At 70.8% G+C, this 13,078-nt stretch carries 14 protein-coding genes; all 14 read left to right on the top strand.

Features of this window, described 5'->3' with window-relative positions; genetic code table 11:
- Positions 1–480 precede the first annotated feature (480 nt).
- Genes D7Y13_RS14795 through D7Y13_RS14730 form a run of 14 tightly spaced genes read left to right on the top strand, consistent with a single transcriptional unit; the run spans position 481 to position 13,072 of the window.
- Entirely contained in the window at positions 481–1,218 is a 738-nt protein-coding gene (locus tag D7Y13_RS14795) for a beta-ketoacyl synthase chain length factor (RefSeq protein WP_233595552.1), read from the top strand.
- On the top strand, positions 1,211–1,990 hold the full coding sequence (locus D7Y13_RS14790; protein WP_120583700.1) for a lysophospholipid acyltransferase family protein: 780 nt from the start codon (positions 1,211–1,213) through the stop codon (positions 1,988–1,990). Before D7Y13_RS14795 ends, D7Y13_RS14790 begins: the two co-directional genes overlap by 8 nt.
- Positions 1,977–2,240: a phosphopantetheine-binding protein gene (locus D7Y13_RS14785; protein ID WP_120534369.1), complete on the top strand. Its 264-nt coding sequence runs from the start codon at positions 1,977–1,979 to the stop codon at positions 2,238–2,240. Before D7Y13_RS14790 ends, D7Y13_RS14785 begins: the two co-directional genes overlap by 14 nt.
- Positions 2,241–2,271: 31 nt before the next feature.
- Positions 2,272–2,532: an acyl carrier protein gene (locus D7Y13_RS14780; protein WP_120534370.1), complete on the top strand. Its 261-nt coding sequence runs from the start codon at positions 2,272–2,274 to the stop codon at positions 2,530–2,532.
- The gene (locus D7Y13_RS14775) at positions 2,529–3,080 is read left to right on the top strand and encodes a COG4648 family protein (protein WP_120583699.1); all 552 of its coding nucleotides are present in this window, start codon (positions 2,529–2,531) and stop codon (positions 3,078–3,080) included. Before D7Y13_RS14780 ends, D7Y13_RS14775 begins: the two co-directional genes overlap by 4 nt.
- Entirely contained in the window at positions 3,073–4,779 is a 1,707-nt protein-coding gene (locus D7Y13_RS14770) for an ApeI family dehydratase (protein WP_120583698.1), read from the top strand. Before D7Y13_RS14775 ends, D7Y13_RS14770 begins: the two co-directional genes overlap by 8 nt.
- Positions 4,776–5,513 carry a glycosyltransferase family 2 protein gene (locus D7Y13_RS14765; RefSeq protein ID WP_120583697.1) on the top strand — a complete coding sequence of 246 codons (738 nt, stop codon included), beginning with the start codon at positions 4,776–4,778 and terminating at the stop codon, positions 5,511–5,513. The genes D7Y13_RS14770 and D7Y13_RS14765 overlap by 4 nt, the downstream gene beginning before the upstream one ends.
- Entirely contained in the window at positions 5,510–6,457 is a 948-nt protein-coding gene (locus tag D7Y13_RS14760) for a lysophospholipid acyltransferase family protein (RefSeq protein ID WP_120534393.1), read from the top strand. The genes D7Y13_RS14765 and D7Y13_RS14760 overlap by 4 nt, the downstream gene beginning before the upstream one ends.
- Positions 6,429–7,988 carry an HAL/PAL/TAL family ammonia-lyase gene (locus D7Y13_RS14755; protein ID WP_120534374.1) on the top strand — a complete coding sequence of 520 codons (1,560 nt, stop codon included), beginning with the start codon at positions 6,429–6,431 and terminating at the stop codon, positions 7,986–7,988. The genes D7Y13_RS14760 and D7Y13_RS14755 overlap by 29 nt, the downstream gene beginning before the upstream one ends.
- Positions 7,978–8,397, top strand: coding sequence for an acyl-CoA thioesterase (locus D7Y13_RS14750; RefSeq protein WP_120534375.1), 420 nt, complete (start codon positions 7,978–7,980; stop codon positions 8,395–8,397). The genes D7Y13_RS14755 and D7Y13_RS14750 overlap by 11 nt, the downstream gene beginning before the upstream one ends.
- On the top strand, positions 8,394–9,002 hold the full coding sequence (locus D7Y13_RS14745) for a LolA family protein (protein ID WP_120534376.1): 609 nt from the start codon (positions 8,394–8,396) through the stop codon (positions 9,000–9,002). The genes D7Y13_RS14750 and D7Y13_RS14745 overlap by 4 nt, the downstream gene beginning before the upstream one ends.
- Positions 8,992–11,289, top strand: a complete 2,298-nt coding sequence (locus D7Y13_RS14740) for an MMPL family transporter (RefSeq protein ID WP_120583696.1) — start codon at positions 8,992–8,994, stop codon at positions 11,287–11,289. Before D7Y13_RS14745 ends, D7Y13_RS14740 begins: the two co-directional genes overlap by 11 nt.
- Positions 11,286–12,512, top strand: coding sequence for an NAD(P)/FAD-dependent oxidoreductase (locus D7Y13_RS14735; protein WP_120534378.1), 1,227 nt, complete (start codon positions 11,286–11,288; stop codon positions 12,510–12,512). Before D7Y13_RS14740 ends, D7Y13_RS14735 begins: the two co-directional genes overlap by 4 nt.
- Positions 12,503–13,072: a DUF3261 domain-containing protein gene (locus D7Y13_RS14730; protein ID WP_120534379.1), complete on the top strand. Its 570-nt coding sequence runs from the start codon at positions 12,503–12,505 to the stop codon at positions 13,070–13,072. The genes D7Y13_RS14735 and D7Y13_RS14730 overlap by 10 nt, the downstream gene beginning before the upstream one ends.
- Positions 13,073–13,078 lie beyond the last annotated feature (6 nt).

Here is a 13,078-nt window from a genome sequence, read left to right as displayed (position 1 = left end):
CCCCCCAACAGCCACACCGCCTGGACCACCACCGCCCGCTTCCACGTCGTCGTGCGTCGCATGCCTGGAGCGTCCCTTCCGTCCATGAAACTGGATTGGTAGCAAAAACGGAAAAACCTTAGCGCGTCCCACCAAGGCACCGGGACGGCCGCGCGCGGCCGGTGAATACGCAGGGCGTTTGCGACGTCGGGAGCCCACGCCCGTGACCCGTCCGCGCGGGTCGTTCCGAATCATCCCGTGGGGGTCTTCGCGACCTGCGGGGAGCACTGGACGCATCACCCCCCTGGACAAACCCGCAAGCAGCTGAACGGCGAGGTTCCATTGCGCGTTTTGCCAACAAAAACAGCTTCTTGCGGCACCAATAGGGCGTGGAGTGGAGCATCCGCCCGGTCCCCTGCCGGCTTGGGGCCGGGCGCCAATTGTCTCCCTGTTGATGCTTTGGTAAAGGTTGCCTTTGGGAGCGCTTGGGGCCTCTCCGTCATGACGATGGGATTCACCGTTCAGCGCTGGGCCGCATGGGCCCCTGGCCTCGTTGCTCCGGCCGCCTGGGAAGCCTGGCTTGAGAAGCCCCACCCGCTCCCGGCCGAAGGCACGCCCGCGCTCGCGGAGATGCCCGCGATGATGCGCCGCCGGGTGGACCGGCTGGGCCGCATCGCGCTGCAGGCCACCTATCAGGCCCACGCGGACGCGCCCGAAGCGCCGGTGCTCTTCGCATCGCGTTACGGGGACCTGGGCCGTTCGGTGGAGCTGCTCACGCAGTTGGCGCGCTCGGAGCCGCTGTCGCCCACGTCGTTCAGCCTGTCGGTGCACAACGCCATCGGCGCGCTCTACTCCATCGCACGGGGCGACACGGCCTCCTATGGCGCCATCGCCGCGGGCGAGGAGACGGTGGAGGCCGCCTTCACGGAGGCGTGCGGCCTGCTGGCGGACGGTGTCCCCCGGGTGATGGTCGTCCTCTACGACGAGCCCGTGCCGGAGCCCTGGCGGCACTTCTCCCCGACGGTGGGGTTCCCGCACGCCTGGGCCTGCCTGCTGGCGGCCGACTCGGGCGCGAACGCCATCCGCCTGGACTGCCACGCCGGGCCGCCGGACGCGGACGCTGGGGAACAGGACGGGCTGCCGGCGGACCTGCGCGCGCTGCGCTTCCTGGTCTCCGGGGCGCGCCAGTGGGAGCACCCGGTGGGCGCTCGGCGCTGGCGGTGGGAACGCCATGGTTGAGAAGCTCGACCGGCTCTGGCGCATCTTCGCCACCGGCCTGTCCTTCGCCACGTTCGGGCTGGGGGGGCTGGCGCTGCGCCTCCTCTACTTCCCGCTGCTCCAGCTCATCGTGCGCGAGCCCGTGCGGCAGACGCGGCTGGCGCGGCTGGCCGTGCACCACTCATTCCGCTTCTTCGTCGGCTACATGCGCTTCCTGGGCGTGCTGCGCTACGAGCTGGAAGGGGTGGAGAAGCTGTCGCGTTCCGGGCTGCTCATCCTGGCCAACCACCCGACGCTCATCGACGTGGTGTTCCTCATCTCGCTGGTGCCCAACGCGGACTGCGTGGTGAAGGCGAGCCTGGCGAACAACCCGTTCATGCGCGGCCCCATCCGCGCGACGCGCTATCTGTGCAACGACTCCGGGCCCGGGCTCATCCAGGACTGCATCGCGTCCGTGAAGGCCGGCAACAACCTCATCATCTTCCCGGAGGGAACGCGCACGCCGGTGAACGGACCCATGCAGTTGCAGCGCGGCGCCGCCAACATCGCGGTGCGCGGCCCCTGCGACATCACGCCCGTCACCATCCGCGTCGCGCCGCTGGGCCTCACCAAGGGCGCGCCCTGGTGGAAGGTGCCTCCGAAACCCATGCACTTCATCATCCGCGTGGAGGACGACATCCCCGTCTCCTCCAGGGACGCGGACGCGGGGGACGCGGCGAAGGCCGCGCGCCACCTCACCACACGCCTTCACGACTACTTCTCCCAGGAGAACCAGGGCCATGCTGGAGCTTGAGCACGAAATCAAGCGTCTGGTCATCGAGACGCTGAACCTCGAAGACCTCAAACCGGACGACATCGATCCCGCCGCGCCGTTGTTCGTCGAGGGCCTGGGACTGGACTCCATCGACGCCCTGGAATTGGGGCTGGCGCTGCAGAAGTCCTATGGCGTCGTGCTGGCGAGCGACTCCAAGGAGAACCGCCGTCACTTCGCCAGCGTGCGGGCGCTCGCGGACTTCGTCAGCACCCACCGCACCAAGTCCTGAACCCCTAAAAACCAAAGCGCGGAGCCACCCCATGACCAAACACGAGTTGTTCGAGCGCCTGAGCGCCATCCTCCAGGAAACCTTCGACATCGAACCGTCGCGCATCATCCCGGAGGCGCGGCTGCACGATGACCTGGACATCGACAGCATCGACGCCATCGACCTGCTGGTGCGGCTGAAGCCCGTCGCGGGCCAGCGCGTTCCGCCGGAGGTCTTCCGCTCCGTGCGCACGCTGCAGGACGTGGTGGACGCGCTGCACGGGCTGCTCGGCAGCGACTCCGCCGCGGCGTGAAACGCCTGCGTCCGGTGTTGTTGGGGCTCTTGAGCCTCGCGTACCCGCCGCTCGTCTATCTGGGCCTGGGCCACTTCGAGCCCCGCTGGATGGCGCTCCCCCTGGCGGGCATGGCGGTGGTGCGCGCGGTGGCCACCCGGGAGAAGATGTGGCTTGCGGCCGCCGTGGGAGCGCTGGTGCTCGCGGCGTCCAGCATGCTGGGCAACCACGCGCTGCCGCTGAAGCTCTACCCGGTGCTCGTGAACAGCGTGCTCCTCACCGTCTTCGCCACCAGCCTCGCCTATCCCCCCAGTGTCATCGAACGGCTGGCGCGCCTGCGGGAGAAGGACCTGCCGCCGTCCGGCGTCCTCTACACGCGCAAGGTGACGCAGGTGTGGTGCGGCTTCTTCGTCCTCAACGGCGGCCTCGCGCTCACCACCGCGCTCTGGGCGAGCGACGCCACCTGGGCGCTCTACAACGGCCTCATCGCCTACGGCCTCATGGGCCTGCTCTTCGCCGGCGAATGGGTGGTGCGGCAGCGGGTGCGCGCACGGCACGCCCATGGATGAGCCGCTCGCGCTCGAACACCTCCTCGTGCACGGCCGTCCCGCGGGGCACCCCGTGGCCCGCCGCGAGGGACAGGTGCTGGACTTCGCCGCGTTCCGCGCGAGGGCCACCGGCTGGCGTGCGGCCTTCGCGGCGCACGGGGGGCGGCGGTACGCGCTCTTCCACGAGGACACCTTCGAGTTCGCCGCCGCGCTCTTTGGCGCCTGGCACGCGGGCGTGTGCATCTACCTTCCCGCCGACGCTCGGCCCGCCACGCTGGAGGCGCTGCGCGCCCACGTGGACGGCTTCGCGGGCAGGGCTCCGGCGGACCTGACGGCGCTGACACCCATCCCGAACGCAGAAGGTACGTTCCAGCCCCTGTCGCCGGAGCTCGCGGCGCTGGTCGTCTACACGTCGGGCTCCAGCGGTGAGCCCACCGCCATCCCCAAGCGCCTGTCGCAGTTGTCCAGCGAGGTGGTGACGCTGGGGGCCCTGTTCGACAAGGAGGCCGGAGATGCGCCCGTGCTCGCCACCGTGTCGCACCAGCACATCTATGGCCTGCTGTTCCGGGTGCTGTGGCCGCTGGCGTCGGGCCGGCCGTTCGACGCGCACGGGCTGCCGTATCCAGAGGACATCGTGGCCGCGCTGCGCCCGGGCCCCGCGCTGCTGGTGGCGAGCCCCGCGCACCTGAAGCGGCTGCCGGCGTCACTGGACTGGGCCTCGGTCCGCGGGCACCTGCGCGGGCTGTTCTCCTCCGGGGGGCCGCTCAGCCCCGAAGCGCTCCAGGCGTGTCGGGAGCTGCTGGGCCGGGCGCCGGTGGAGGTCTACGGCAGCTCGGAGACCGGGGGCGTCGCGTGGCGCAGGCGGGACACCGAGGACGCCGCGTCGTGGCGGGTGATGCCCGGCGTGGAGGTGCGCGCCGGCGCGGATGACGAGGTCCTGGCCGTCCGCTCGCCCCACCTGGACCTGTCCGAAGGGGCGTGGTTCACGACGGAGGACCGGGCGCGGGCGGTGCCCGGGGGCTTCGAGCTGCTGGGGCGCAGGGACCGGCTCCTCAAGCTGGAGGAGAAGCGCGTGTCGCTGAGCGCCATGGAGCGGGCGCTGGTGGAGGGCGGGCTGGTGAAGGAGGCGCGGGTGCTGCCCCTGGCGGAGGGCCACCGGGTGACGCTCGCGGTGGTGGCGGTGCCGGAGGCGGCGGGCTGGAGGCTCCAGGAGGCGGGGGGCAGACGCTCCCTGAACCAGGCCCTGCGCGAGAAACTGGCCCCCCATTTCGAGTCCAGTGCCTTGCCGCGCCGGTTCCGATATCTGGAGGCCATGCCGGTCAACTCGCAGGGCAAATCCACGGAAGCGGCGCTCGCCGCCCTCTTCGACCCGAGGCGGCCGGCGTTCCAGGTCCTCGAGCGCGCACCGGAGCGCGTGCTCCTGTCGGTGGAGGCCCCGGAGGGCTCGCCGTACTTCGACGGCCACTTCCCCGGCACGCCCATCCTGCCCGGCGTCGTCCAGGTGGACTGGGCGCTGCTGCTGGGCCGCGAGCACTTCGCCCTGCCGCCGGACTTCCTGCGGCTGGAGACCCTGAAGTTCCAGCAGGTGATTCCGCCCGGCACGCAGCTGACGCTGGAGCTCACCTGGGCGGCGGAGTCCGGACGGCTGGGCTTCAAGTTGACGTCGGCCGCGGGCGCGCACGCCAGCGGCCGCATCGTGCTGGGTGGAGGGGTGGGATGAAGGTCTGCGCGGTGATTCCGGTCTACAACCACGGCGAGGCCGTGGGCGCGGTGGTGCACGCGGTGCGCTCCCATGGCCTGCCCTGCGTGCTGGTGGACGACGGCAGCGAGCCCAGCTGCGCGGCGGTGCTGGACGGGCTGGCGCGCGACGACAGCAACGGCGTGGAAGTGGTGCGCCTGCCCCAGAACGAGGGCAAGGGCGGCGCGATGATGGCGGGCCTGCGCGCGGCCCAGGCTCGCGGCTACAGCCACGCGTTGCAGATCGACGCGGACGGACAGCACGACGCCCGCGACATCCCCCGCTTCCTCGCGCTGGCCAAGCAGAGCCCCGACACGCTGGTGTGCGGCACGCCCGTCTACGACGAGTCCGTGCCCAAGGGCCGGCTGTACGGCCGCTACGCCACGCACATCTGGGTGTGGATCAACACGCTGTCGTTCGCCATCCGCGACTCGATGTGCGGCTTCCGCGTCTATCCGCTGGCGCCCACCGTGGCGCTCATCGACTCGGTGCGGATTGGCAAGCGGATGGACTTCGACGTGGAGGTGCTGGTGCGCCTGTTCTGGCGCGGCATGCGCATCCTCAACCAGCCCACCCACGTGCGCTACCCCACCGACGGCATCTCCCACTTCGACGTGCTCTGGGACAACGTGCGCATCTCCGGCATGCACGCCCGGCTCTTCTTCGGGATGCTGGTGCGGCTGCCGATGCTGCTGTGGCGCAAGGTGGCGCGATGAAGTCCCGCCACTGGGCGGAGATGGGAGAGACGACCTTCGTCGCCGGCATCTGGCTCCTGTACTGGATCCACCGGCTGCTGGGGCGCTGGCCCTTCCGCCTCTGTCTGTACCCGGTGGTGCTGGTGCACTGGCTGAGCCGGCCGCTCCTGCGCCAGTCCTCGCTCCAGTACCTGGAGCGGATGGAGGCCGCGACGGGTGCGCTGGGCCACACGCCGCACTGGCGCGACAGCGTGCGCCACACGCTGATGTTCGCGGAGACGATGCTGGACAAGCTGCTCGCGGTCAGCGGGCGCTACCGCTTCGAGCGCGTGCGCACCGAGGGCCGCGAGGAGTTCTACCAGGCGGCGAAGGCGGGCAGGGGCGGCGTCATCGTCACCGCGCACATGGGCTGCCTGGAGCTGTGCCGCACCATGGCGGAGCGCAGGGGCGAGGTGAAGCTCAACATCCTGGTGCACACGCTGCACGCGGAGCAGTTCAACCGCCTGCTCAAGCGCCTCAACCCGGAGAACGACTTCCACCTGCTGGAAGTCACCGACATGGGCCCGGCCACCGCCGTCGCGCTGAACGAGCGCGTGGAGGCCGGCGAGTTCGTGGTCATCGCGGGCGATCGCATTCCCGTGAATGCCAGCCAGACCGTGCGCGTCGACTTCCTGGGACACCCCGCGCCCTTTCCCGTGGGGCCCTACGTGCTGGCGGCGCTGCTCAAGTGTCCGCTCTACCTGCTGGGCTGCATCCATGAGGGCGACGGCTACACCATCCACTTCGAGTGCCTCTTTGAGCGCGTCGTCCTGCCGCGAGGCAAACGCGAGGCCGCGCTCACGGACTGCGCCCAACATTACGCCGGCCGGGTCACGGCGCTCCTCCAGCGCGCGCCCTACGACTGGTTCAACTTCTTTCCCTTCTGGGATCAGGTGAATGTCTCCGCGAAGCCCCCTACCTTCTGACCTCCCGGTGCGCTTCGACGGCGGTCGGCTGACCCTCGAGGACGTGGGAGCGCTGGCTCGGCGCGAGCGCCCGGCCGAGCTGGGCACCGCCCCCGCCTTCCGTCAGCGCATCGCGAAGGGCGCCGCGTTCCTGGACCGGCTGCTGGCGGAGGACGGCGTCATCTACGGCGTCACCACCGGCTACGGCGACTCCGTGACGGTGTCCATCCCGCCCGCGCTCGTCGCGGAGCTGCCGCACCACCTCTACACGTACCATGGCATCGGCGCGGGCCGGTTCCTCACGCCCGAGGAGACGCGCGCGGTGCTGGCCACGCGGCTCGCCTCGCTGTGCCAGGGCTTCTCCGGCGTGGGCGAGGGCCTGCTCACCCAGTTGGAGTTGCTGCTCAAGCACGACGTGCTGCCAATGATTCCCGCCGAGGGTTCGGTGGGCGCGAGCGGTGACTTGACGCCCCTGTCCTACGTGGCGGCGGTGCTCTGCGGCGAGCGCGACGTCTGGTACCGGGGCGAGCGGAGGCCCGCGGCCCAGGTGCTGGAGTCGCTGGGCGTGAAGCCCCTGAAGCTGCGGCCGAAGGAGGGGCTGGCCATCATGAACGGCACCGCCGTGATGACCGCCCTGGCGTGTCTGGCGTGGGAGCGGGCGGAGTACCTGTCCCGGCTGGCCACGCGGCTGACCGCGTTCAACGTGCTGGCGAGCGCCGGCAACGCGCACCACTACGACGAGACGCTCTTCGCGGCCAAGCCCCACGCGGGCCAGCAGCGCGTGGCGGCCCGGCTGCGCGCGGACCTCGTCACGGACCGGCCGTCGCGCAACGAGCAGCGGCTCCAGGACAGGTATTCGCTCCGGTGCGCGCCGCACGTCATCGGCGTGCTGGAGGATGCGCTGCCCTTCTTCCGCACGCTCATCGAGAACGAGCTGAACAGCGCCAACGACAACCCGCTCATCGATCCCGACGGCGAGCGCGTGCTGCACGGCGGCCACTTCTACGGCGGCCACATCGCCTTCGCCATGGACAGCCTGAAGACGGCGGTGGCCAACGTGGCGGACCTGTTGGATCGGCAGCTCGCGCTGCTGGTGGACCCCCGCTACAACCACGGGCTGCCCGCGAACCTCTCCGCGTCCACGGGCCCCAGGGCCGCCATCAACCACGGCCTCAAGGCGGCGCAGATCAGCGTCTCCGCGTGGACGGCGGAGGCGCTCAAGCAGACGATGCCCGCGTCCGTCTTCTCCCGCTCCACGGAGTGCCACAACCAGGACAAGGTCAGCATGGGCACCATCGCCGCGCGCGACTGTCTGCGCGTGCTGGAGCTGACCGAACAGGTGGTCGCGGCCATGCTCATCGCGGCCCGCCAGGGCGTCACCCTGCGGCAGCGCGTGGACGCGGACGCGAGGCCGGGCCCCGCGTTGGCGGCGATGCAGGCGGACCTGGAAGCGCGCATCCCGTTGCTGGTGGAGGACCGCGCCCTGGATGGCGAGCTGCAAGGCCTGCTCACCGCCCTTCGCCGGCGGGAGTGGAGGCTGCATGAAGCCTGACCTGAGCTGCGAAATCGAAATCGATCCGCCGTTCCACGACCTCGACATGATGGAGATCGTCTGGCACGGCCACTACGTGAAGTACCTGGAGCTGGCGCGCTGCGCCCTCCTGCGCCGCTACGACTACGACTACCCGCAGATGCGCGAGTCCGGCTATGGCTGGCCCGTGGTGGACATGCGGCTCAAGTACGTGTCCCCCATCTCCTACAAGCAGAAGATCATCGTGCGCGCCGAAATCACCGAGTGGGAGAACCGGCTGCGCTTCGACTACGCGCTGCGTGACGCGGCCACCGGGCGCAAGGTGAACCAGGCCCACACCATCCAGGTGGCGGTGGCCCTGGCGACGGGGGAGATGCAGTTCGTCTGTCCGGAAGTCCTCTGGAACAAGCTGGGAGTGAGGCCGGAATGAAGACCCTGCTCGTGCTCACCTGCGCGCTGCTGTCCGTGAGCGCCCACGCGGGCGACCTCGTGAAGGACGTGCGCGCCCGGCTGGTGGATGCGCCGCTGGTGCGCGGCCACTTCGAACAGAAGAAGACCGTGGCGGGCTTCAAGAAGCCGCTGGTGTCCAAGGGTGACTTCCTCCTCGCCCGCGACCAGGGCGTGCTGTGGAACACGCGCACGCCTTTCGCCTCCACGCTGACGCTCACGCGCAAGTCGCTGAGCGCGGAGCAGGGCCAGGGCGGCGCGGCCTATCACCTGGACTCCACGAAGGAGCCGGCGCTGGCGGCGGTGAACGAGCTGCTCTTCGCGCTGCTCGCGGGCGACGTGTCCACGCTGCAGAAGCGCTTCAAGGTGGAGGGCGAGCTGGTGGGCCCCACCGGCTGGCGGCTGGAGCTGACGCCCACGGACGCGGGGCTCGCGCGCGTCTTCAAGCACATCCAGTTGGAAGGCGACGCGTACGTGCGGCAGGTGAAGATGGACGAGACGCGCGGGGACTCCAGCGTCATCCTCTTCGACCAGCTCACGCAGTCGCCGCCGCCGGATGCCACGGAAGCCGAGCGCCTTGGCAAATAGGCTGGCCATCCTCTGGGCCCTGGTGGTCCTCGCCGTGGGCGTGCACCAGGTGTCCTTCTGGCGCTCGGCCCGCCTGGACACCGACGTGCTCGCGCTCCTGCCGGAGGACGAGCAGGCGCCGGAGGTGGACGCCGCCACGCGCAAGCTCGCGGACGAAGCCGGCCGGCAGGTGGTGCTGCTGGTGGGCGCGCAGGACTGGGCCTCCGCCCAGAAGGTCGCGGACGAGGCCACCCGCGTGCTGGAGCAGGCCTCCGACGTGCTGGAGCCCGCCGTGGTGGACACCTCCGCGCTGGAGCAGGCGGTGGACTTCTACCGGCCTTACAGAGACCGGCTGCTCACGCCCGCGCAGCGCCAGTGGCTCACGCGCGCGACGCAGGAGGAGCTGGGCGGCACGGCCCTGATGAAGCTGTACCAGCCCGCGGGCGCGCGGATGACGGACTGGAACGCGGATCCGCTGGGCCTGTGGCCGGACTGGTGGCAGGCCCGCGCCGCGGAGACCTCCGCGCGTCCCCGCGACGGTCGGCTGTGGCTGTCGGGCGAGGGCCGCGAGTGGGTGCTCCTCACCTGGAAGAGCAAGGTTTCCGCCTTCGCGCTGGGAGACGGCTCCCGCGTCACCGCCGTGGTGGAGCAGGCCCGAGCCCGGGTGGAGGCCACCGTGCCCGGCGCCCGGCTGGTGGCCGCGGGCGTGCCGCTGTACGCGGAGGCCGCCGCCGCGCAGGCGAGCTGGGAGATGTCCACCATCGGCTTCGGCTCGCTGGCGGCGGTGCTCCTGCTGGTGTGGCTCACCTTCCGTTCGCTGCGGCCCATCCTGCTCGTGGGCGTGTCGCTCACGCTGGGGTGCGCCGTGGCGCTGACGGTGACCGCGCTCGTCTTCGAGCGGGTGCACCTGCTCACGCTGGTGTTCGGCTCCAGCCTCGTGGGCGTGGCGGAGGACTACGGTTTCCACTACTTCGCCGCGCGGCAGGGCAAGGCCCCGTCCGAGCGCGGGCCGGTGATGCGTTCGCTCTTGCCGGGCATGGCGCTGGCGCTCATCACCAGCGTGGTGGCGTACCTGGCGCTGGGCGTCGCGCCCTTCCCCGGCCTGCGGCAGATGGCGGTGTTCTCCGCCGCCGGCCTCACCGCCGCGTTCCTCACCGTGGTGTGCTGGTTCCCCTCGTTGGACCGGGGCGCGCTGCCCGTCACCGCCTTCTCCGAGCGCTTCTCCGCCTCCATCACCCGCTGGCCGCGCATCGCCTCCACGCGGGGCTGGTGGGTGACGGGCGCCGTGCTTGCCGTGCTGGTGGCCGTGGGCCTCTGGAAGCTGAAGCCCCAGGACGACCTGCGCCAGTTGCAGGGCGCGCCCCCGAACCTCATCGCCGACCAGCGCGAACTGGGGCGGCTGTTGGGCCTGCCCAGCCCCGCGCAGTTCTTCCTGGTGGAGGGGGACAGCGACGAACAGGTGCTCGCGCGCGAGGCGACGTTGAAGCAGCACCTGGACACGCTGGTCGCCCAGAAGGTGTTCGCGGGCTACCGCGCCGTGTCCGACTGGCTTCCCTCCCAGGCCCAGCAGCGCGAGGACGCGGCCCTGAGCGCCCGCGCCGAAGCGCAGGCCGTGGCCGCCGTCAGCGAGTCCACGGGCGAGGCCCCCCCGCGCGCCGCGTTCGCGGACGAACCGCTCACGCCTTCGCGCTTCCTCTCCGGGCCCGTCGCCTCCGCCATCCGGCAGCAGTGGCTGGGGACGCTGGGCGCGCGGCAGTACAGCGTCCTCATGCTGCGCGGCCTCAACGACCCGAAGCAGTTGCCGAAGCTGGAAGCGGTCGCGCACGGCCTGGAGGGCATCCGCTGGGTGGACAAGACGGCGGAGATCTCCGGGCTGCTCGGCCGCTACCGGCGCATCATGGGCGGGCTCATCGTCGCGGGCTATGTCGCGGTGCTGCTCACGCTGGTGGCCCGCTTCGGGCGACAGGCGTGGCGCGCGTGGCTGCCGTCCGTGCTGGGCACGCTCATCACGCTCGCCCTCTTCGGCTGGTCGGGGGCGCCCCTGCAGCTCTTCACCGTGCTGGGTTTGGTGCTGCTGCTGGGCATGGGCGTGGACTACGGCATCTTCCTTCTGGAGCACCCCGGTGACGGTTCCGCGTGGCTCGCGGTGGCCCTGGCCGGCGTCAGCACGCTCCTGTCCTTCGGTCTGCTGGGCCTGTCGGCCACGCCCGCCCTGCGCTCCTTCGGCCTCGCCATGCTCCTGGGCGAGGTCACCATCTGGATCCTCACCCCCTGTTTCCGACTTCCTCCTGGGAAAGCCACACATTGAAAACTGAATCGGCGGACATCCTCATCATTGGCGCGGGCCCCGCGGGCTCCGTCGCGGCGGGCCTCCTTCGCAAGCAGGGCCGTGACGTCCTCGTGCTGGAGCGTGAGCAGTTCCCTCGCTTCTCCATCGGCGAGAGCCTGCTGCCGCAGAGCATGGAGTACATCGAAGCGGCCGGAATGCTCCAGGACGTGGTGGAGGCGGGCTTCCAGTACAAGAACGGCGCGGCCTTCGTGCGCGGCGACAAGTACACGGACTTCGATTTCCGCGACAAATTCTCCCCCGGCTGGGGCACCACCTTCCAGGTGCAGCGCGCCCACTTCGACCACGTGCTCGCGAAAGGTGCCGAGCGTCAGGGCGCCACCGTGCGCTACCGCCACGAGGTCCTCTCCGTGGACACGAACGGCGAGCAGCCGGAGGTGACGGCGCGCGGTCCCGACGGTGAGACGTACCGCGTGCGCGCGCGCTTCCTCCTGGACGCGAGCGGCTTCGGCCGCGTGCTGCCGCGCCTCTTGAACCTGGAGACGCCGTCGAACTTCCCCAAGCGCGGCGCCATCTTCACCCACGTCCTGGACCGCACGCCGCCGGGCAGCTTCGACCGCAACAAGATCCGCGTGACGGTGCACCCCGAACACGTGCACGTCTGGTACTGGACCATCCCCTTCTCCGACGGCCGCTGCTCGCTGGGGGTCGTCGCGAAGATGGAATACCTGGAGCAGTACCAGGGCACGGACACCGAGCGGCTCCAGGCCATCGTGAAGGAGACGCCGTCGCTGTCGGACCTGTTGAAGGACGCCGTCTGGGACACGCCCGCGCGCAAGCTCACCGGCTACGCGGCCAACGTGAAGTCGCTGTGGGGCCCGGGCTTCGCGCTGCTGGGCAACGCGGGCGAGTTCCTCGACCCGGTGTTCTCCTCGGGCGTCACCATCGCGTTCAAGTCCGCGAGCCTCGCGGCTGACTGCATCCGCCGCGCGTACGCCGGGGAGACGGTGGACTGGGAGAAGGACTACGCGAAGCCGCTCAAGGCGGGCGTGGACACCTTCCGCACCTTCGTGGAGTCCTGGTACGAGGGCGGCTTCCAGCAGGTCATCTTCCACCCGAACCCGTCCCCGGACGTGCGGCGGATGATCTCCGCCATCCTCGCCGGCTACGCGTGGGACACGAACAACCCCTACGTCGCGGAGAGCAAGCGGCGCCTCACCGTGCTCGAGGCCGTGTGCGCCTAGCCGTCCCGGTCCTGCTCGTCGCGGGCCTCGTCGCCTGCGCCACCGCGCCCCGGCCGCCGCCCGCCGCTCCCGGCGAGCCGCTGCCGGAGCTGCGGCTGGCACCGGCTGCCCTGGGGGCCACCGTCAGCCTGACGCAGCGGCTGGAGTTCGCGCACGAGTCGGACCCCGGCGGCCCGCGTTCGCTGGAGGCCCTGCTGGAGGTGGAGCCGGCGCTGATGCAGCTGGCCGGCTTCGCCCTGGGGCAGCGCATCCTCACGCTGCGTTGGAATGGAACCACCCTGGACGAGGAGCGCGACCCGCGCCTGCCTGCCCAGTTCCAGTCCGCGCCGGTGCTCCGGGACGTGCAGCTCGTCTACTGGCCGGCCGACGCCGTGCGCGCCGCCCTGCCCCCCGGCTGGACGCTGGAGGATGGGCCCGGGCGACGTGCCCTGTCGAAGAACGGCAGGGAATGGGTGACGGTGCGCTACGATGGCGAGCCGCGCTGGGAAGGGCGTACACAGCTCACCAACCTCTCCGAGCACTACCGGCTCACCATCGAATCGCGCCCCGCGGACGAGTGACCTCTT

Source organism: Corallococcus praedator (assembly GCF_003612125.1).
In the GTDB taxonomy this organism is placed as follows: domain Bacteria; phylum Myxococcota; class Myxococcia; order Myxococcales; family Myxococcaceae; genus Corallococcus; species Corallococcus praedator.
Note: the sequence above shows the minus strand (reverse complement) of the source record. Positions and strands in the feature narration are given on the sequence as shown.